This window comes from Enterobacter sp. BNK-16 (assembly GCF_048684955.1).
In the GTDB taxonomy this organism is placed as follows: Bacteria; Pseudomonadota; Gammaproteobacteria; order Enterobacterales; family Enterobacteriaceae; genus Enterobacter; species Enterobacter bugandensis.
Genome location: NZ_JBLQTQ010000001.1, coordinates 2124225 through 2143530, shown reverse-complemented (window position 1 = coordinate 2143530; position 19306 = coordinate 2124225). Strand labels below are relative to the sequence as shown.

At 56.7% G+C, this 19306-nt stretch carries 17 protein-coding genes; 10 read left to right on the top strand and 7 right to left on the bottom strand.

All coding sequences use genetic code 11. The annotated features are described in order from the left end of the window. Positions 1–73 precede the first annotated feature (73 nt). Both hemB and ACMGGH_RS10225 read left to right on the top strand, forming a co-directional pair. Positions 74–1048 carry a porphobilinogen synthase gene (hemB, locus tag ACMGGH_RS10230; protein ID WP_045259875.1) on the top strand — a complete coding sequence of 325 codons (975 nt, stop codon included), beginning with the start codon at positions 74–76 and terminating at the stop codon, positions 1046–1048. Between the two features lie 72 nt (positions 1049–1120). Continuing rightward, a complete protein-coding gene (locus ACMGGH_RS10225) occupies positions 1121–2821 on the top strand; it encodes a lysophospholipid acyltransferase family protein (protein WP_232948745.1) in 1701 nt (566 codons plus the stop codon). A gap of 69 nt (positions 2822–2890) precedes the next feature. On the opposite strand, the gene tauD is transcribed toward ACMGGH_RS10225, so the two are convergent. From tauD to mmuP, 6 genes are all read right to left on the bottom strand, one after another. Then, positions 2891–3739: a taurine dioxygenase gene (gene tauD / locus ACMGGH_RS10220; RefSeq protein ID WP_041911116.1), complete on the bottom strand. Its 849-nt coding sequence runs from the start codon at positions 3737–3739 to the stop codon at positions 2891–2893. Continuing rightward, complete coding sequence (gene tauC / locus ACMGGH_RS10215) at positions 3736–4563, bottom strand: taurine ABC transporter permease TauC (protein WP_126300305.1); 828 nt, start codon at positions 4561–4563, stop codon at positions 3736–3738. Before tauC ends, tauD begins: the two co-directional genes overlap by 4 nt. Beyond that, positions 4560–5327, bottom strand: coding sequence for a taurine ABC transporter ATP-binding subunit (tauB, locus tag ACMGGH_RS10210; RefSeq protein WP_048957570.1), 768 nt, complete (start codon positions 5325–5327; stop codon positions 4560–4562). The genes tauC and tauB overlap by 4 nt, the downstream gene beginning before the upstream one ends. 10 nt (positions 5328–5337) lie before the next feature. Beyond that, positions 5338–6300: a taurine ABC transporter substrate-binding protein gene (gene tauA, locus ACMGGH_RS10205; protein WP_028012107.1), complete on the bottom strand. Its 963-nt coding sequence runs from the start codon at positions 6298–6300 to the stop codon at positions 5338–5340. 174 nt (positions 6301–6474) lie between these two features. After that, positions 6475–7407 carry a homocysteine S-methyltransferase gene (mmuM, locus tag ACMGGH_RS10200; RefSeq protein ID WP_232948744.1) on the bottom strand — a complete coding sequence of 311 codons (933 nt, stop codon included), beginning with the start codon at positions 7405–7407 and terminating at the stop codon, positions 6475–6477. Further along, complete coding sequence (gene mmuP / locus ACMGGH_RS10195) at positions 7394–8794, bottom strand: S-methylmethionine permease (RefSeq protein WP_041911121.1); 1401 nt, start codon at positions 8792–8794, stop codon at positions 7394–7396. The genes mmuM and mmuP overlap by 14 nt, the downstream gene beginning before the upstream one ends. A 337-nt stretch (positions 8795–9131) precedes the next feature. Between mmuP and ACMGGH_RS10190 the strand changes: the two genes are divergently transcribed. Continuing rightward, positions 9132–10241 carry an AI-2E family transporter gene (locus ACMGGH_RS10190; RefSeq protein WP_047367583.1) on the top strand — a complete coding sequence of 370 codons (1110 nt, stop codon included), beginning with the start codon at positions 9132–9134 and terminating at the stop codon, positions 10239–10241. Between the two features lie 119 nt (positions 10242–10360). Continuing rightward, positions 10361–12145, top strand: a complete 1785-nt coding sequence (locus tag ACMGGH_RS10185; RefSeq protein WP_232948743.1) for a diguanylate cyclase — start codon at positions 10361–10363, stop codon at positions 12143–12145. A 36-nt stretch (positions 12146–12181) separates the two neighbouring features. Here the strand turns inward: ACMGGH_RS10185 and ACMGGH_RS10180 are convergent, their stop codons facing one another. After that, positions 12182–13081: a LysR family transcriptional regulator gene (locus ACMGGH_RS10180; RefSeq protein WP_232948742.1), complete on the bottom strand. Its 900-nt coding sequence runs from the start codon at positions 13079–13081 to the stop codon at positions 12182–12184. 98 nt (positions 13082–13179) lie between these two features. Here ACMGGH_RS10180 and ACMGGH_RS10175 point away from each other — a divergent pair, with 98 nt between their 5' ends. The 6 genes from ACMGGH_RS10175 to ACMGGH_RS10150 all read left to right on the top strand — a co-directional run bounded on the left by ACMGGH_RS10175 (position 13180) and on the right by ACMGGH_RS10150 (position 19281). Further along, positions 13180–13974 carry an SDR family NAD(P)-dependent oxidoreductase gene (locus tag ACMGGH_RS10175; protein ID WP_193050740.1) on the top strand — a complete coding sequence of 265 codons (795 nt, stop codon included), beginning with the start codon at positions 13180–13182 and terminating at the stop codon, positions 13972–13974. A 45-nt stretch (positions 13975–14019) separates the two neighbouring features. After that, on the top strand, positions 14020–15231 hold the full coding sequence (locus tag ACMGGH_RS10170; RefSeq protein ID WP_232948741.1) for a major royal jelly family protein: 1212 nt from the start codon (positions 14020–14022) through the stop codon (positions 15229–15231). A gap of 346 nt (positions 15232–15577) precedes the next feature. Then, entirely contained in the window at positions 15578–16072 is a 495-nt protein-coding gene (locus ACMGGH_RS10165; protein ID WP_028012099.1) for a molybdopterin-dependent oxidoreductase, read from the top strand. A 17-nt stretch (positions 16073–16089) separates the two neighbouring features. Beyond that, complete coding sequence (locus ACMGGH_RS10160) at positions 16090–18027, top strand: putative bifunctional diguanylate cyclase/phosphodiesterase (protein WP_047367578.1); 1938 nt, start codon at positions 16090–16092, stop codon at positions 18025–18027. A gap of 239 nt (positions 18028–18266) precedes the next feature. After that, positions 18267–18524, top strand: a complete 258-nt coding sequence (locus tag ACMGGH_RS10155; protein WP_028012097.1) for a YjhX family toxin — start codon at positions 18267–18269, stop codon at positions 18522–18524. A 10-nt stretch (positions 18525–18534) separates the two neighbouring features. Next, positions 18535–19281, top strand: a complete 747-nt coding sequence (locus ACMGGH_RS10150) for an SAM-dependent methyltransferase (RefSeq protein WP_232948818.1) — start codon at positions 18535–18537, stop codon at positions 19279–19281. Positions 19282–19306 lie beyond the last annotated feature (25 nt).

Below are 19306 nucleotides of genomic sequence, written 5' to 3'. Positions count from 1 at the left end.
CCACTTTAGTAAAACACCTCGCTTCACTTTGAGGTACACTAACCTTCTTTGTTCCACAAACATCAGGCATACCATGACCGATTTAATTGCACGTCCCCGCCGCCTGCGTAAGTCACCCGCACTGCGCGCTATGTTTGAAGAGACAACACTGAGCTTAAACGATCTGGTGTTGCCGATTTTTGTTGAAGAAGAGATTGATGACTACAAAGCCATCGAAGCCATGCCGGGCGTGATGCGCATTCCTGAAAAATACCTGGCGCGTGAGATCGAACGCATCGCCAACGCGGGGATCCGCTCGGTGATGACCTTCGGCATCTCCCACCATACCGACGCCACCGGCAGCGATGCATGGAAAGAAGATGGCCTCGTGGCCCGCATGTCCCGCATCTGCAAAGATACCGTGCCAGAAATGGTGGTCATGTCCGACACCTGCTTCTGCGAATACACCTCCCACGGGCACTGCGGCGTACTGTGCGATCACGGCGTGGACAACGATGCCACCCTGCTGAACCTCGGCAAGCAGGCGGTCGTGGCTGCCGCTGCGGGTGCGGACTTCATCGCGCCATCTGCGGCGATGGACGGACAGGTTCAGGCTATCCGTCAGGCACTGGATGCGGCAGGCTTTACCGACACCGCCATCATGTCCTACTCCACCAAGTTTGCCTCCTCCTTCTACGGCCCGTTCCGTGAAGCAGCGGGTACGGCGCTGAAGGGCGATCGTAAGACCTACCAGATGAACCCGCTGAACCGCCGGGAAGCGATTCGTGAATCCCTGCTTGATGAAGCCCAGGGCGCAGACTGCCTGATGGTGAAACCGGCTGGCGCCTATCTCGATATTCTGCGCGACATCCGCGAGCGCACCGAACTGCCGCTGGGGGCATACCAGGTGAGCGGTGAATACGCGATGATCAAATTCGCCGCGCTGGCCGGTGCCATCGACGAAGAGAAAGTGATCCTCGAAAGCCTGGGCGCGATCAAACGCGCGGGCGCGGATCTGATCTTCAGCTACTTCGCGCTGGATCTGGCCGAGAAAAAAATCCTCCGCTAATCTTCACCAAACTGCAATACAACCGACATCTGCTCCTTCTACTGTCTTCGCAAGACGGCAGGAGGAGTAATCATGTTTAGCCTCGATAGCGTTCTCGACGATCTTTGGCCTCAGGCGAGGCCTGCACCCTGGCAAAAAAGTCTGTTAAAAAGGCTGTTTTACGAAGAAGAATTCCAGCAGTTTGCCGCCGCTCACCGCCACCTGAAAGGACTGGATATGGTGGAGCAAGTTCTGGAGCACCTTGATATTCTCTGCACCGTTTCCGCCCGCGATCTCGAACAAATCCCCGAACATGGCCCACTGGTTATTATTGCCAACCACCCGACAGGCACGCTGGACGGGCTGGCGCTGATGTACGCCGTCTCCCGCGTGCGGCGCGACGTTAAAGTCGTGACCAACCGGATGCTGACCCACCTTGAGCCTCTCAGTTCGCTGTTTATTCCGGTGGACAATATGGGCGGCAGGACGGCGAAATCGTCTCTGGTTCAGATGGAGCAGCATCTGCAAAACGCGGGCGTGCTGATCTTCTTCCCGGCGGGTGAAGTTTCACGCCCCACGCGCAAAGGCATTCGCGATAAAAAATGGCACTCCGGCTTTATCAAACTCGCCAGCAAGCTGCGCGCCCCGCTGCTGCCGGTGCATATTCAGGCGCATAACAGCCTGCTCTTTTATGCCAGCACGCTGGTGTCGCCGACATTGTCGATGCTGCTGCTAATGCAACAGATGTTCCGCCGCCGCCACAGCCAGCTGCCGATTAAAATCGGCCAGCAAATCGCCTGGCATCACTGGCATAGCACCACGCTTTCGTCACGTGAGATGGCCGAGCAGTGCCGTCAGCACGTGATGCGTCTTGGCAAGGGATTGCCTGGCGTCTTCAAAACCCAGTGCGCCATTGCCCGTCCGGAAGACCGGGCCACCCTGAAACGCGAGCTGGCGCAGGCGGAGTGTCTGGGTAAAACCAGCGACGGTAAAACCATCTACCTGTGGCAGCGCAACGGGCAGGAAGAGGCGCCTCTTCTGCGCGAACTGGGCCGCCTGCGCGAGATTGCGTTTCGCGCGGTGGAGGAAGGGAGCGGTAAACGCCGGGACACCGACAGCTACGATGACGATTATCTGCACCTGATCCTCTGGGATGAAGAGGATCTGGAGATCGTCGGCGCGTATCGCTTTATGCCGACGGCCATGCAGATCGAAAAACGCGGCGTTGAAGGTCTGTACAGTTACAGCCTGTTCCACTACGACGACAAAATGCAGGACGTGCTTGAGCACGGCATTGAGCTCGGGCGCAGCTTTATTCAGCCGCGCTACTGGGGGCGTCGCGGTCTGGACTATTTATGGTCCGGCATCGGGGCTTACCTGGCGCGTTACCCACATTATCGCTACCTGTTTGGCCCCGTCTCCATCTCCGGCGGCTTACCGCCTGCGGCACGGGATCTGCTGGTCGCCTTTTACCGCCTGTGGTTCCCGGCGACGCATCCGCTAGCCGCGTCACGTCAGCCGTATCCGGCATCCTTACCGGACGTGCTGGCACAGTTTGGCGGCGTGGATTACGTGGACGATCTGACGAAGCTGAAATCCCTGCTCGGCAATCTGGGCTGCGGCATACCGCCGCTGTATAAACAGTATTCCGAACTATGCGAGCCCGGCGGCGTGCAGTTTATTGATTTTGGCAGCGACCCGGCGTTCAACAATTGCGTAGACGGTCTGGTGCTGGTGGATTTGTGCTACCTGAAGGCGAACCGCTATCAGCGGTATATTGAGGCGCACCTTTAATTGGCCGGCAATTGTGCACCGTTTTCGCCGGGTGGCGCTGCGCTTACCCGGCCTACGGGTACTCCAGGATCAGGGGCGGTAAAACGGCTTATCGCCCAAAATCGTCGCCCGCTGCATAATCCGGCGCTGCGGCAGATAGTCCGCGTTGGCGTAGTGCTGCGTCACGCGGTTATCCCAGATCGCCAGGTCGTTCTCCTGCCAGCGCCAGCGCACCTGAAACTCCGGTTTAGTGATATGTGCGAACAGGAAACCTAACAGCGCGTCGCTCTCTTTTTCCGTCACGTCCACAATGCGCGTCGTGAATCCTTCGTTCACGAACAGCGCCTGCTTGCCCGTGACCGGATGGGTGCGCACCACCGGGTGCAGCAGCGGCGGATGCTTCGCCACCGCCTCCAGCCAGCGCTGATGCTCCTCTTCGCTTTTGCGGTACTTGTATTCCGGGAACGATTTTTTGAAGTCGTGCTCCGCCCGCAGGCCGCTCAGCAGCGTCCGGAACGGCGCAGAGAGCGCCTCAAACGCCGCAATCCCGCTCGCCCACAGCGTATCACCGCCGGTCTCTGGCAGTAATTTTGCTGCCAGAATTGCCCCGGCGGGCGGCGTCTCGATAAAGGTGACGTCCGTGTGCCAGTTGTCGTTGTCAGGCGGGTTATCGTTGTGGGTATCCAGAACGATAATCTCCTCCACCCCTTCCGCATGCGGATAGACCGGGTGAATGTGCAGGTCGCCAAAACGCAACGCCAGCGCGCGCTGCTGCTGCGGGGTGATCGCCTGCTCGCGAAGGAACACCACCTGATGGCGCAGCACCGCGTGGTACAGCTGCTCAAACTGGTTATCGCTCAGCGGGCGGGACACATCCAGGCCCGACACCTGCGCGCCAATGTACGGCCCCAGCGGGGTGATGGTCAGTCGTTCACTCATTGTATTTCTCCATGCCAGGGCGTCAGGCGGCGCTGTAGCGCGCGCAGCCCCAGTTCTAATCCGAAGGCGATCGCGGCAATCACCGCGATCCCTGCCAGCACCACGTCAGTCGCCAGGAACTCTCCCGCCGACTGAACCATAAACCCTAATCCTCGCGTGGCGGCAATCAGCTCTGCCGCCACCAGCGTGGACCAGCCCACGCCGAGGCCGATGCGCAGCCCGGTTAAAATCTCCGGCAGCGCGCCGGGTAGAATCACGAACAGCAGCACCTGCGTACGGCTGGCCCCCAGCGACTGCGCCGCGCGTATCCGCACCTGCTGGGCACTCTTCACGCCCGCCAGCGCCGACATGGCAACCGGCGCGAAAATCGCCAGATAAATCAGCAGAATTTTCGACGTTTCGCCGATACCGAACCAGATCACCATCAGCGGCAAATAGGCCAGCGGCGGCACCGGGCGGTAAAGCTCAATCAGCGGGTCAAGGATGCCGCGCACCGTCGGGCTTAGGCCCATCGCGATCCCGACCGGGATACCGATAACCACCGCCGCCAGCAGCGCCACCAGAATGCGCGTCAGGCTTGCGCCGAGATGCTGCCAGAGCGTAGCGTCCATAAAGCCCTGCGGCCCGGCGATGGAGATGAGTTTCGCCAGCACCTGTCCCGGCGGCGGCAGAAACAGCGGGCTGACCCACTGCTGGGCCGCAACCGCCCACCATACCGCCAGCAGCACCAGCAGCGTACCGACGCTCAGCGTAATTTGACGTGAGAAAGGCCAGCGCAGCGCCGGACGCGTGCGGCGCGTTTTTTCACTAAAGACGATGCTCATGAGAAGGCCTCCCGCTGTTCGAACACGCGGCTTAAGACATATTCACGCTGCTCAATAAACCGCGGATCGGATTTGATGCTGCGCACCGGCTCCCCCGCGACGTAGCGGCGTGCGAAATCCAGCGGCAGCCGCTCCAGCACGCGCCCCGGCCCCGGCGAGAGCAGCACCAGCTCGGTCGCCATAAACACCGCCTCTTCGATATCGTGGGTAATTAACAGCACCTGCTTGCCCGTCTCATGCCACAGGCGCAGCAGCAGGGTTTGCATCTGCTCGCGGGTAAAGGCGTCCAGCGCCCCGAACGGCTCGTCCAGCAGCAACAGCTGCGGATTCGCCGCCAGCGCGCGGGCGATCCCGACGCGCTGACGCTGGCCGCCGGAAAGCTGCCAGATAAAGCGTTTTTCCGCCCCTTCCAGCCCCACTTTTTTCAGCATCGCCCGCGCGGTTGCCAGCCGCTGTTCACGGTTCACACCCGCAAGCTGTAGCCCAAACGCCACGTTCTCCTGCACGTTGCGCCACGGAAGCAATCCTTCGTTCTGAAAGACCACGCCGCGCTCGGCGCCAGGGCCATCCACCTTTTTGCCTTCCAGCTGAATAGTGCCGTGCTGATACGGTACAAACCCGGCAATCAGATTCAGCAGCGTGGTTTTTCCGCAGCCGGACGGGCCGAGCACCACCAGCAGTTCACCGCTGCCCAGCGTCAGGTTGATGTCCTCCAGCGCGGGTTTACCACCGTAATCGGCATACAGGTTCGTAATGTTCAGCATGGCGGACTCCTTATTTCACAAAGCGGTCGGTGACGTACTGACTGTAATCCGCCGCGACCGCAGGCACTTTGCCCTGCTCTTTCAGGAAGGTGGCGGTATCTACAATCGCTTTGCTCACCGGCCCGTTTAGCTGCTGCACCTGCTGCGCGGGGGTCAGATAGGTATTGCCCCTCACCAGCCCCGGCACGTCCGCTTCCGGCACGCCGCTCAGGCGGGAGAGTTTTTCCAGGTTGGCGGGCTGCTTCAGCCACTCATCCGGGTTGCTGATGTACGGCTGCTGGGCGGCAATCGCGCTTTTGGCGAAGGCTTTCACCACCTCAGGATGTTTCTCGGCAAAGTCTTTGCGCACCACCCACACGTCGAGGGTCGGCGCGCCCCACTGGCCCACTTTCTCGGAGTCGGTCAGCACGGTGCCGTCTTTTTCCAGCTCGTTTACTGCCGGTGCCCACACGTAGGCCCCGTCAATATCCCCGCGCTGCCAGGCGGCGATAATTGCCGGCGGCTGAAGATTGATGATTTGCACCTGCCCCGGCTTGATGCCCCAGTGTTTGAGCGCCGCCAGCAGGCTGTAGTGGGTGGTGGAGATAAACGGCACGGCGATGCGTTTGCCGATCAGGTCTTCCGGTTTGGTGATGTTTTTCTTCACCACCAGCGCTTCGGAATTACCGAGCTGAGAGGCGAGGAGGAAAACCTCAATCGGCACCTGCTGGCTGGCCGCGACCGCCAGCGGGCTGGAGCCGATATTGCCAATCTGCACGTCGCCGGACGCTAACGCACGCACGACGGACGCGCCGCTATCGAACTTGCGCCAGTCGACTTTCGCGCCGCTCTCCTTCGCAAAGGTATTGTCCGCCTGCGCAACCTTCGCCGGCTCAGCCGAGGTTTGATACGCGACGGTAACGTCCACCGCCTGCGCCTGAAATGCCCACAGCGCCAGCGCGCCGAGAAGTGTGATTCGCGATGAAATTGCCATAGTGCCTGCTCCCCTGTTGTTATGAGGGCAGTATTTCCGGCGCGGGAATTTTGATAAAGGAATAAAAAAGAATCGCTAATGACGATTCGTTTTTAGAAAAAAAGCGGGAAAGGATAGTTGATTTTGTGCGGTTGTTTTGTGCCGGGTGGCGCCTGCGCCTTACCCGGCACAAACTCAGCGCTGCGCGTTCAGCTCTGCAATATCCTTCGGCGTGGTGCGACAGCATCCGCCAATTAACTTCGCTCCAGCCGCCAGCCACTGCGGCAGATACCCCGCCAGCGTCTCGCACGCTTCGCCGTGGTGGTGCCAGGTTTTGGTTACCGCATCATAATGCTCGCCCGAGTTCGGGTAGACCACCAGCGGCAGCGGCGTCAGGCTTTGCAACTGCTTCAGCGCCGCCGCGGTGTTTTCCAGCGCGATACAGTTGATGCCCAGCGCGACGATCTGCGGATAGTCCTCCAGAGAAGAAACCACCTCCCGCAGCGGCGTACCGTCGCTCAGGTGCTCGCTGTCGCGCAGGGTGAAGGAGAACCACGCCCGTGCGCGGGGATACGCCGTCAGCAACGCGGCCAGCGCCTTTATTTCCGTGAACGACGGCAGCGTTTCGCAGGCCAGCAGGTCTGCACCCGCGTCCAGCAGCGCTTCCACGCGCGGGCGGTGGAATTCTGTGAATTCTTCGGCACTACGCACATAGTCGCCGCGATACTCTGAGCCATCCGCGAGATACGCGCCGTACGGCCCAACGGAGCCCGCTACCAGCAGCGTGCCCGCGTGCGGGTTTTCGGCCAGGTACGCTTCGCGCGCCTTACGCGCCAGCTCCACGCTTTTGCCAATCAGCGCGCGGGACTGCGCCTCATCCAGACCGCGTGCCGCAAAGCCCGCAGGCGTGGCCTGGTAGCTGGCGGTGATCGCCACCTGCGCGCCCGCGCGGTAGTAATCAAGATGCACTTCACGGATAAGATCCGGGTTTTCCACCAGCACTTTGGCCGACCAGAGGCTGTCTGCAAGGTTACAGCCGCGCGCTTCCAGCTCCGTTGCCATTGCGCCATCCAGCACCACAAACGGCTGTTTTTCAAGGATGGCGGTAAGCGGATTATTCTGCGACATGTTCAGGCTCCTGCGATGTCATATTTCGGGTCAGGTAGTAGGCACCATAACACAGGGCGACGAACGGAAGCCCGCAATAAAGGGCAATGCGCTGGCTGGGGTCAAACCACAGGCCGACGCAGGCCACCACGCAGAGGATAAAACCGAGCACCGGCACCAGCGGATACCACGGCGCGCGGTACTGCAGCGCAGAGAGCGGCTGACCGGACTGCAGATGACGGCGACGGAAAACGAAGTGCGACGCGCAGATGCTGATCCACACCGCCACCACCGCAAAGCCAGAAATGGCCGAGAGTGCGACAAACACCGTGTCCGGGGCCACCACGCTTGAGAACAGCGCCAGCACGCCGCCGAGCATGGAAACCGAGAGCGCCGTCAGCGGCACGCCGTTTTTGTTCACGCGGGCAAAGCAGCGCGGGAGCGTTTTCTCATTCGAGAGCGACCACAGCATGCGCCCGGAGGCGTACAGCCCGGAGTTCGCCGCCGAGAGGATCGCCGTCAGGATCACGAAGTTAAAAATATCAGCGGCATAAGGAATACCGACCTTTTCAAACACCAGCACGAACGGGCTTTTTTCCACGCCCGCCTGCTGCATCGGGATCAGCGCCGCCAGCACAAACACGGTGCCGATAAAGAAGATGATCAGCCGCGCGATGGTGGTGCGGATCGCAACCGGAATGACCTTGTGCGGATTTTCCGTTTCACCCGCCGCGATGCCGATAAGCTCGGTCCCGGAGAAGGCAAAGTTCACCGCCACCATGGTCATCAGGATCGGCAGGCCGCCGTGCGGGAACCAGCCCTCGGCGGTGAGGTTGCTTAAGCCCGGCGCGGGTGAACCGTCCTGCATCGGGATGAAACCAAAGACCGCCGCCCCGCCGAGGATTATAAAGGCGATGATGGTGATGACCTTCACCAGCGAGAACCAGAATTCCCCTTCGGCAAAGAAGCGCGTGGAGATGACGTTAAGGCCGAATATCACCACGCAAAAGACCACGCACCACGCCCAGACGGGCACCTGCGGGAACCAGTACTGCATGCAGAACCCGGCGGCGGTAAAGCTCGAGCCGAGCGCCACCGTCCAGGTGAGCCAGTAGAGCCACGCCACGGTATAGCCCGTCGCCGGGCCGAGATAGCGGGCGGCATAGACGTGGAACGCGCCGGTTTCCGGCATCGCCACGGAGAGCTCACCCAAACACTGCATCACCAGCCAGACCACCAGCGCGCCGATCAGGTACGCCAGCAGCGTGCCCGCCGCCCCGGTGGTGGAAATAATGTATCCGGTATTGAAGAATAACCCTGTCCCAATCACGCCGCCCAGCGAGAGCATTATCAGGTGGCGTGTTTTCATGGTGCGCTTAAGCTGTCCATTTTCTTGTTGTGTTTGCATATTACCTTCTATACGTATGGACATCTAAACATCCAAAGAAGGTGTTATACCGCGATTGTTAATAAAAAGCTAGATGACCAGACGTAAACGGGCACGTCGCGCGCTGAGTCTGGGGTGGGTTGTGAGGATCACATAAAGAATGGGACGCCAGGCCATAAGCACCTCCGCAAGCAGATACTAACAGCATGGTGCGGGAACGTGCGATCTTCGGTCAGTCGAAAGTGCTATCCGTGAAGCGCAAATTCATACTGCGATATTGCTGAACTGGCCGCCGGGTTGGTAATTCTCGAAATCGGTTCTATAGTCGTCACAGTTTCTTAGTAACCAGGACTGACTGATGCGCTTTAACGGACTGACCAAAGGTTTCTTTATTTTTATTCTCGCCCTTGTGACCTGGGCCTTCTTCGACGTGCTGTCGCCCTACTTCTCCGCGATACTGTGGGCCGCTATTCTGACCGTCATTTTCAACCCGGTAAAAAACAAATTGCGCGCCGCGCTGGGGGATCGCAACGGGCTGGCCTCGCTGCTGACGATTGGCATTATCTGCCTGATCGTCTTTATCCCGCTGATGGTGATCCTCTCCTCGCTCGCCATTGAGTTGAACGTGGTTTACACGAAGCTTCAGGAGAACAACACCCAATTCCCGGAGGTAGTGGCGAGCATCTTCAACCACTTGCCGGACTGGGCCAGCGGCTTCCTGGCGGATCACAACCTGACCAACGCGGCGCAGATCCAGAAAAAACTCTCCGACGTTGCGCTGCAGGGCGGGCAGTATCTGGCAGGCAGCGCGTTCCTGATCGGCAAAGGCACGTTTGGCTTTGCGATTAGCTTCGGCATCATGCTTTACCTGCTGTTCTTCCTGCTGAAGGATGGACCGTATCTGGTACGCCAGATCCTCGACTCCCTGCCGCTGTCTGATTTTGTTAAACAGCACCTGTTCGCCAAGTTCGTCGGCGTCTCCCGGGCGACGGTGAAAGGGACGGCAGTGGTGGCCGTCGTTCAGGGCACGCTCGGCGGGATCGCGTTTGCCATCGTGGGCATCGACGGCAGCGTGCTCTGGGGCGCGCTGATGGCGTTCCTCTCGCTGGTACCCGCCGTCGGCTCGGCGATTGTCTGGGTGCCAGCCGCCATTTACCTTTTCGCCACGCACCAGCTCTGGCAGGGGCTGTTTATTGTTGGCTTCTTCGTGATTATTGTCGGGCTGGTGGACAATATCCTGCGCCCGCTGCTGGTGGGGAAAGACACCAAAATGCCGGACTACCTGATTTTAATCACTACCCTCGGCGGTATGGAGCTGTACGGCATTAACGGCTTTGTGATTGGGCCGCTCATCGCCGCGCTGTTTATCGCCTGCTGGAACCTCTTCTCCGGCCGCGATCACGCGGGCAATGCCGAAGAGCTGGACGCCGAGTTCATCGAAGAGGGAAAAAACTCTCCAGATTTGTAGGGACGTGACGATAACGACCACATCAGGCGGCGCTGTGCCGCCTTTTTTTTCGCCTTAAATCATACGTTTTCTATAATTTGAAGAACGCCATCCTCTTTATGCGGTAAAAGGATCTCCAGGTGCGAATCGCGACAATAACCAACTGGGCCTACAGTGCCACGGTCTGCCTGACTATCGCCTCCGGCATTATCATGCTGATGGCTTCCGGTGCTGACACCGCCGAACGTCAGGCCATTGAACTACGTCAAAATTTTGATGAGCTTACAGAAAATATTGAAACCGACGCCTGGAAACAGTCTGATTTAGCGCGCCTGTATGTCATCAAAAAAAATCCGCAAATCCTGGATGAGTACAATGCGTCAGAGAAAAAACTGAAGAGCATCGAGCTGAAGCTGGAGAAACTGCAGGACACCGGCGCTTCAGATGACGAGCTGGCCCTGCTGCATGATGGTTTAAAAATCATTGATGCACTGCAGGATGAGCAGCAGGCGGCACTGACGAGCGCGGCCCGGGGTGAAGATGCGCAGGCCGTTGCCCTGCTCTATGGCATGCCCTACGAGCAGGAGCTTGAGCGCGCACAAACCCAAATCGATCGCTTTCGCCAGATACTCGACAAACGTGTCATTGCCTCCGTGCGGGAGGCGACGAAAAAATCGAAAGCGCTGCGCACGGCTTCTGAAGTGATGGTTGGCCTGACCGCCCTGCTGTTCTTGTTTGTGCTCGGCTTTATATTAAAACGCCGCGTGCTGCACCCGGTGGTACGCCTGAGCGACGTGGTTCACCGTCTGGCCTCTCAGGACTTCGCGGTTGAAACGCCCAACTTTAACCAGATTGATGAGATTGGCGATATGGCCCAGGCCATCCGCATCTTTCGTGAAAACGGCCTTGCGCGACAGCGTCTGGAAAAAGAGCGTGACGCCGACTGGGCCATCCGCGAGCTGCTGGCGCGCATGACGCAGCGGCTGCAGGGGTGTGAAAACTTTGACGATGTGATCAACGTGGCGGAGCTGTTTGCGCCCAATATCGCGCCGGGGATAGCGGGCCGGCTCTACGTTTTTGACCGCGATCCGTGGCAAATGCGCTGCGTCGCCCAGTGGCTTTCACCGGCAGATGATGAGGCCACATTCCACCCCGATGCGTGCTGGGCCGTGCGTCGCGGTCAGAGCCACCCGCCGGTTAACGGTGAACCGGATGTCGCCTGCTATCATCTCCCGGAATCACAGGCGGAAAGCGCACTGTGCGTACCGCTTATCGCCCAGGGCGAGGCCATTGGTTTGCTCTCGTTCCAGAACATCACCCCGGAAAATGCCCCTGCACGCGCGTATCTGGAACTGATGGCCGAGGCGCTCGGACTGGCGCTGGCGAATCAGCGCCTGCGCGACGCGCTGCTGGAAAAAGCCTTGTTTGACCCACTTACCGGCCTGCGTAATCGTCATCATCTGGAAGACACCCTGCACACGCAAATGACGCAGGCCATGCGCAACGGCGAGCCGTTAAGCTGCATGATGATCGACATCGATCACTTCAAGAGCATTAACGACCGCTTTGGTCACGAGGCCGGCGATCAGGTAATCAAAAACGTGGCGACGATTGTTCAGCGGGCCGCGCACGACGGCGGGCTGGCATTCCGCTACGGGGGCGAGGAGTTTCTGGTTCTGCTTCCCGGGGCCGGTGAAGCAGAAGCGCACGCCTGCGCGCAGAAGATTTACAACGGCGTGCATGCGCTATCGCTTCGCTACGGGCTGACCGAGATTGGGCCGGTGGATGTGTCGATTGGTATCGCCAGCTATCCAGAGCATGCTCAAAGTGACAACCTGCTGCGCGCCGCGGACGTGGCACTGTACCGGGCGAAAGAGCTGGGACGCTCGCGAATTGTGAGTTTTGGGATGCTGGAGGCGGGTTAAGAATAAGACGCTTTTTTCATGACGGAGACACCCGCGTCATTGTTCCGTGGTCAGAAGATCGATCATGGCCCGGGTGGCAGCCGACTGACGCCGGTGAGGTGCATAAATCAGCGAGAAAGGCCGCGAACGTCCGCTCAGTTGCGGGAGCACCTCAACGAGCTGGCCGCGCTGTATCCGCTCACGAACGATAAATTCATAGCTCTGACAGATCCCCATCCCGCATTCAGCCAGCGATACCACGCCAAGAACATCATCTGACGTTTCGATGGTGGAAGCCGGCAGCCAGTCCACATCGCGTTCGCCCACGCGAAATACCCAGGGGGCAATACGGCCCGTACGCGGCATGATAAAAGGCAGACACGTATGCTGCTGCAGTTCATCCAGCGTTTGCGGCATTCCCATCCGCTGAAGGTAAGCGGGCGAGGCGACCAAAAGCAGGGCCGCATCCTGCAGTTTACGCGCGACGAATCCACTGTCAGGCATCTGACCCAGACGAATAGCGAGATCGAATCCTTCGGCGATCAGGTCTACGTTGCGATTGGTGATGTTCAGCTCCACCTTAACGCGCGGATATTGTTGGGAAAAGCGAGCGAGCAAGGGCGGCAGACAATAGTGTCCGAACGTGGTCGGGACGCTGATCCGTACCCGTCCGGTCAGATCGCCCTCCTGCCCCCGGCCATCACGTTCAGCCTCATCAAGCAGGGAAAAAGCAGAACGCGCCTGCTCAAGATAAATCCGTCCGGCTTCCGTTAGCCCCACGCGGCGTGTGGTGCGCTGTAATAGCTGTCGTCCAAGACGCACTTCAAGGCGGGACACCGCGCGGCTCAGGACGGAGGGGGTGGTTGAAAGAGCAACCGCAGCCGCGGTAAATGAGCCATGTTCAACGACAGTAATGAAGACTTCAACATCGCCGAGATAATCAAATTTTCTGCTCATTTTGCTCTTTCAGGAACAAATGTTTTTCAATTTCGCTAATTTATCTCCGATTGGGCGATGAGTAAAGTGACCGCACTTATCCCCAAAAGGCAAAAATTATGGATCTTCAACTCACTGGTAAGACCGCACTTGTCACTGGAGCTACCGCAGGAATTGGGCTGGCTATCGCCAGCACGCTGGCGCGCGAAGGCGTTGCCGTTACGATTACCGGACGCGATCGTGAAAAATTGCAAAATGCAGTATCGAAAATAACCCACGCGGCTCCCCAGGCGCAGGTATCCGCCGTTGTCGCCGATCTGGCGAGCGCTGAGGGTACAGAAGCGCTGTTCGAGGCCTGCCCGGATACCGATATCCTTATCAATAACCTGGGCTTTTATGAAGCCAGAGCCTTCGCCGACATAACCGACGAGGAGTGGCTGCGTATGTTCGACATTAACGTGATGTCCGGGGTTCGTCTTTCCCGCCATTACTTCCCACACATGCTTGCCCGTAACTGGGGCCGGGTGATTTTTATGTCCAGCGAAGTGGGAGCTTTCACGCCGCCTGACATGGTGCATTACGGCGTCAGCAAATCGGCTCAACTGGCCGTATCGCGAGGAATGGCCGAGCTGACGAAGGGCACGGGCGTGACGGTCAACAGCGTACTTCCTTCCGCAACCCGCTCTGACGGCATCATTGATTACCTGCGCCAGACAGCCCCCAAACCGGGCATGACAGACCAGGAGATCGAAGCGCATTTCTTCCAGACCTACCGCCCCAGCTCGCTGATCGCACGAATGATCGAGGCTGACGAGATAGCCGCTATGGTCGCGCTGCTGGCAAGCCCACTCGGCGCAGCGTCTAACGGAGCTGCGGTACGCGTCGAGGGCGGCACGTTCCGCTCCATTCTTTGATACCGGATTAAGACGCCGTATCTTACTCTCTTCACCGGAGCATGTATGTCCCACTGTACCCGTACTTTCTCCGCCATTGCGATGGCGGCATTGTTCTCTTTCGCAAGCTGCGCCAGCGCGGCGAATCAGGTGCCTCTTGAACGCTGGCGCAGCTACTCAGGCGTAAGCTGGGATACACCAGAGAGCGGGCAGCCAGCGCCTTTTTCCGGATCGGTTAACGCCCCTGTCGCCGGTATTCACTTTGATGCAAAGGGCCGCGCCTTTGTCAGCACGCCGCGACTGGTTTCGGCCAGCGCGCCCGCCACGTTAAGCATTCTGGATACCCGCACACAGTCGGGCCCGGCGCGCCTGACGGCATTTCCGTCCCGCCAGGGTAATGCGATAGATTCTGCTCCCGACCTACATCTGCGCAACGTGCTCGGCTTTTATGTTGATCGTAAGAACGGCTGGTTATGGGCGCTGGATATGGGGTTCGTCGCAGGAGAAGCGGAATCCCCCGCAGGCTCGCAGAAACTGGTCGTGCTGGATCTCGACTCGGGCCGCACCGTTAAGCGGATCCCCCTGGACGGCGTGGCTGACCGTAAGGCGAGCTTCCTCAATGATGTCGTTGTCGATGAGGATCGTCGTATCGCATACATTTCTGACAGCGGATCGCGAAGTGCGCCTGAAAACCGCGTTGGTCTGATCGTTGTGGATTTCAACACCGGTACAGCCCGACGCGTACTGGATCGCCACCCTGCCCTGCAGATTGAACCCGGCGTAAAAGTCGTCTCCCACGGTGCGGAAGTGTGGCCGGGTAAACCGCTGCTGATTGGCATCAACGGCATTGCGCTTTCTCCCGATGCAGAGACCTTGTACTGGACGGTAACGACGGGAACACATGCGTACGCGCTCCCGACCGCCGTTCTGAAGCAACACGGCTCAACCGATGCGCAGATTGCCGGGCAAATCCAGAATCTGGGTACGGTAGGAGGCAACACGGACGGCCTGGTGACCGATGCAAGGGGCAACCTCTATATTACGGACGTCACCCGCAACGGCATTGTCCGGTATGATCCGAAGACCCGTACAATGTCGCTTATTGCTGCAAATGAAGCCGTACGCTGGCCAGACACGCCGGCTATACGTCCGGACGGTGACCTGATCTTCACCTCAAGCAGCCTCAATGACCACTTTGCTGGCGCGGTCAAACCCGGTCATGAACGCTACGAGCTATGGCGTTTGCCGCTCAGCGCTTCACCGGGCGCAAAAAAGTAACGGAGCACCGTGCTGAACAATCGCTAAATATGACGACGCCGCCCATTGGGTGGCGTTTTTTTTACCTGTCCATCACAGGTACATTCTTTGAGGTGAGGAAATAACGCTCAATTAAAGCGATCGTTTTTTAAACGTAAGAGAGTTTATTCAAGTAAGCGTAGCGTGCCTCAAAAAAAAAGGTATTGTATGTGATTGAAATCACTCTTCCGCAATCTCGTAACCATTTGATTACATTGCAATTACCCTTCATTCGCGTACAGAAGTAATAGCGACGCAATAAAATACATAAACTACTGTGATAACTAAATTATAATTCATATACTTCTGTGCAAAAGTGGAGGCCATAATGCGATTAATCCTAATGCTGGTATGCTGTCTGGTTCAGAGTTTAGCCTGGGCGGGTGAACTGCCGAAACCCGCCGGAAAACCCATTTTGACGATTTACGGGAATATAGAAAATACTAACGAAGATGGAAAAGCAGTGTTTGATCTCGCAAGCCTTGAAAAACTCGGGATGGTGAGTTTCGAGACGACATCTCCCTGGTATACGGGCAGGACGAAGTTTGAGGGTGTTCCAATGAACAAACTCATGGATTATGTTGGAGCAAAGGGTTCTGTCGTTAATGTTATTGCCCTTAATGATTACGCTACCGCTATTCCTCTCAGCGATTTTAAGAAATATAATGCTATTCTTGCCTTAAAGATTAATGGCGAATATATGCGTATCCGCGATAAAGGCCCATCATTCATTGTATACCCTTATGACAGTCTTCCTGAGTTGAATAATCAAATTTATTACTCGCGTTCAGCATGGCAGGTTAGCAAAATGAAGATTGAATAGCAGTTCAGGAGAACATAATGAACAGGATACTGGTTGGTATCATTTTTTCTCTTTTTATCACGACGGGATATATTGCATTTCTTGTTTACGATCGTCAGCAAGAGCTGCAAAAACTGACTCACTACACTGAGTCCTGGTCCGTGGCTCAACTGGTATCAGAGTACTACCGATTTGAATCATGGCTTGGTCTATACGCAACCGATACCGATGACGTTACGATAGACCAGGCCCGCATGCGTCTCGAAATTATGCTCAGCCAGGGCGAGTTACTGAACGGGGGAGACTTAGGCCGCTATATTGAGAGCGATAAAACGCATCAAGAGATCGCTGCACGCCTGAAAGAAATACTGGCGTATCTGGACAGTAACCTGGAAAAAATGAGCCATGAAGAATTAAAAAAGTACCTGGCAAATATGCACCTGCTCGACGCGCCGCTCAGTCAACTGTCTTCAAGCGCATTAACCAAAGATATTAACACAATTAATGAATCTAATCATAAAATACAGATCCTATATTATATTTACTCTGTACTTTCGTTACTTCTGGTGATATTAAGCTTTATTCTGGGATTCTTAATGATCTATCAGAATAAAAATATTCTTAAAGCCCACATGCAGGTTAAAACCCTCGCTGACGAACTTCAGCGGTCAAAAGAAACGCTGCAAATACAGAATTCGAAGCTGGAATATGATGTGTATCATGACTCCCTTACCGGCATGAAAAACCGTCTGTTCTTCTGGGACGATCTCAATAAAATTACCCTTCAGGCAGATAAAAACCATACCCCTGTCACGGTGATGTTATTTGATTTAGACCGGTTCAAAGAGGTCAACGATACCTATGGCCATGACGCCGGCGATTTACTGTTGAATCAGGTATCCCGACGGCTTACCTCAATGAGTAACGCGACGGATACGTTTTACCGCCTGGGCGGTGACGAATTTGCACTTCTCTCCAGCGGCCTGACCGAGAACGCAGCGGTTTCGCGCGCCAAAGAGATCAGCGCTCACATCAGTCTGCCCTATACGATCAATAACCAGCTGATAAAAATTGCCACCTGTGTAGGTATCGTTTTATCTGATAATGAGCGGCGCTCTGATTATCTCTATAAATTTGCCGATCTGGCCCTCTACGAAGCCAAAAAAGAGGGCTCACAGCAGATAAAAGTCTTCCGTCAGTGGATGCTGCAGAAGCTGCAGGAAAGCAGAACCCTTGAGCATGATATGGCTCTCGCGATCAGCAACCATGAATTCGTTGTTTATTACCAGCCTATTGTCGATTCATTCAGCAATGAAATTTACGGCTATGAAGCGCTTATTCGCTGGATACACCCGGTAAAGGGGATTTTATCGCCTGATTACTTTATTTCTGTTGCTGAAAAAACAGGGATGATTAATGAGATTGGCAAAAATGTGCTTGAACTTGCCTGCCGGGAGGCAGCTTCCTGGGCGGTTCCGGCCAGAATCTCGGTAAACGTCTCACCTGTTCAGCTGGGGACTAAATCATTTACTGCAATGGTTCAGTCCATCCTGAAAGAGACAGGCTTGCCGGCCAGCCGCCTTGAGCTGGAAGTTACGGAGTCTTCGCTCTTCAGTGACAGCAACACGCCGCTCACTATTCTCAAAAAGCTCAGATCGCTGGGGGTAAAAATCTCCATTGATGATTTTGGAACGGGTTATTCCTCGCTCTCGAGGCTGAGTGAACTCAATTTTGATAAAATTAAAATTGATAAATCCTTTGTGAATCCGATATCCACCCAAGACGATGCGCTTAATATCGTTAAACTGATTACCGGCATGGCGAAGAGCCTCAATATGCGGGTCATTGCAGAAGGTGTGGAAACCGAAGCGCAGCTTGAACGGCTTCAGGCGCTGGGCTGCGATCTTGTGCAGGGCTATCTGTTCGGAAAGCCACAGGCTGAAATCGATAAAAATATAAAAAACGGTACAGTGTGATCTTACCGGGATCACACTTTTCAGCCCTGGGTATACACATACAATGACCGAGTGTTATCATTCACCCCGTAAATACCTTTCAACTCAATCCGAGGCTTTGATGCTGGAGAATGTAATCATCCGATAATCAGCTCCCCGACCTTTTCAGGCCGGACTGATTATCAATGCGCCGAAATCGAATGCGGACACCGCTGTGTGTTTGCACGTTTTGCACATGATGATTAAACAGGTTTTCCAGTATGAATTTATCCCGTCAGGAACAGCGTACCTTACACGTTCTCGCCAAAGGTGGCCGTATTGTGCACGTCCGCGATACGTCCGGCCGCGTCACCGCCGTTGAATGTTACAGCCGCGAAGGGCTATTGCTCAGCGACTGCACGCTCGCCGTCTTCAAAAAGCTCAAAACCAAAAAGCTGATCAAATCCGTTAACGGTCAGCCCTACCGTATCAATACTACCGGGCTGAACAACGTCCGTGCCCAGCCTGATAATCGTTAAGGAGAGGATGATGGATATCCCACGCATATTTACTGTTAGCGAAAGCGAACACCGCATTCATAACCCCTTCACGCCAGAAAAGTACGCCGCGCTCGGGCGCGTGTTACGCATGAAGCCAGGCGCGCGCCTTCTCGATCTCGGCAGCGGTTCGGGAGAGATGCTTTGCACCTGGGCACGCGATCACGGGATTACCGGTACCGGCATCGACATGAGCCCGCTCTTTACCGCGCAGGCAACGCGGCGCGCAGAGGCGCTCGGCGTCAGCGAACGCGTCCATTTTGTGCATAACGACGCGGCTGGCTACGTGGCTGATGAACAGTGCGACGTGGCGGCCTGTGTAGGCGCCACGTGGATTGCGGGCGGCGTCGCCGGGACAATGGACCTGCTGGCACAAAGCCTTAAGCCCGGGGGAATCATGCTCATCGGTGAACCTTACTGGCGACAGGTTCCCGCAACGGAGGAGACGGCTCGGGCTTGCGGCGTCTCCTCCACCGCAGACTTTCTCACCCTGCCCGACCTTGTCGCGTCTTTCGATCGCCAAGGCTATGACCTGGTCGAAATGGTGCTGGCAGATCAGGAAGGCTGGGACAGATACGAAGCCGCGAAATGGATGACCCTGCGCCGCTGGCTGGAGCAAAACCCCGACGATGATTTTGCACAGGAGGTGCGCACGGAGCTGACGGCAGCCCCTAAGCGCCATGTGGCTTACACAAGGGAATATATTGGCTGGGGCGTGTTTGCGTTAATTGCACGATAGGAGGGAATGGCGGTATAGCCTTTTG

Bases quoted from the DNA above. Each gene is read 5' to 3' on its own strand.
- hemB (WP_045259875.1), top strand. From the start codon at position 74: ATGACCGATTTAATTGCACGTCCCCGCCGCCTGCGTAAGTCACCCGCA.
- ACMGGH_RS10225 (WP_232948745.1), top strand. From the start codon at position 1,121: ATGTTTAGCCTCGATAGCGTTCTCGACGATCTTTGGCCTCAGGCGAGG.
- tauD (WP_041911116.1), bottom strand. From the start codon at position 3,739: ATGAGTGAACGACTGACCATCACCCCGCTGGGGCCGTACATTGGCGCG.
- tauC (WP_126300305.1), bottom strand. From the start codon at position 4,563: ATGAGCATCGTCTTTAGTGAAAAAACGCGCCGCACGCGTCCGGCGCTG.
- tauB (WP_048957570.1), bottom strand. From the start codon at position 5,327: ATGCTGAACATTACGAACCTGTATGCCGATTACGGTGGTAAACCCGCG.
- tauA (WP_028012107.1), bottom strand. From the start codon at position 6,300: ATGGCAATTTCATCGCGAATCACACTTCTCGGCGCGCTGGCGCTGTGG.
- mmuM (WP_232948744.1), bottom strand. From the start codon at position 7,407: ATGTCGCAGAATAATCCGCTTACCGCCATCCTTGAAAAACAGCCGTTT.
- mmuP (WP_041911121.1), bottom strand. From the start codon at position 8,794: ATGCAAACACAACAAGAAAATGGACAGCTTAAGCGCACCATGAAAACA.
- ACMGGH_RS10190 (WP_047367583.1), top strand. From the start codon at position 9,132: ATGCGCTTTAACGGACTGACCAAAGGTTTCTTTATTTTTATTCTCGCC.
- ACMGGH_RS10180 (WP_232948742.1), bottom strand. From the start codon at position 13,081: ATGAGCAGAAAATTTGATTATCTCGGCGATGTTGAAGTCTTCATTACT.
- ACMGGH_RS10175 (WP_193050740.1), top strand. From the start codon at position 13,180: ATGGATCTTCAACTCACTGGTAAGACCGCACTTGTCACTGGAGCTACC.
- ACMGGH_RS10170 (WP_232948741.1), top strand. From the start codon at position 14,020: ATGTCCCACTGTACCCGTACTTTCTCCGCCATTGCGATGGCGGCATTG.
- ACMGGH_RS10165 (WP_028012099.1), top strand. From the start codon at position 15,578: ATGCGATTAATCCTAATGCTGGTATGCTGTCTGGTTCAGAGTTTAGCC.
- ACMGGH_RS10160 (WP_047367578.1), top strand. From the start codon at position 16,090: ATGAACAGGATACTGGTTGGTATCATTTTTTCTCTTTTTATCACGACG.
- ACMGGH_RS10155 (WP_028012097.1), top strand. From the start codon at position 18,267: ATGAATTTATCCCGTCAGGAACAGCGTACCTTACACGTTCTCGCCAAA.
- ACMGGH_RS10150 (WP_232948818.1), top strand. From the start codon at position 18,535: ATGGATATCCCACGCATATTTACTGTTAGCGAAAGCGAACACCGCATT.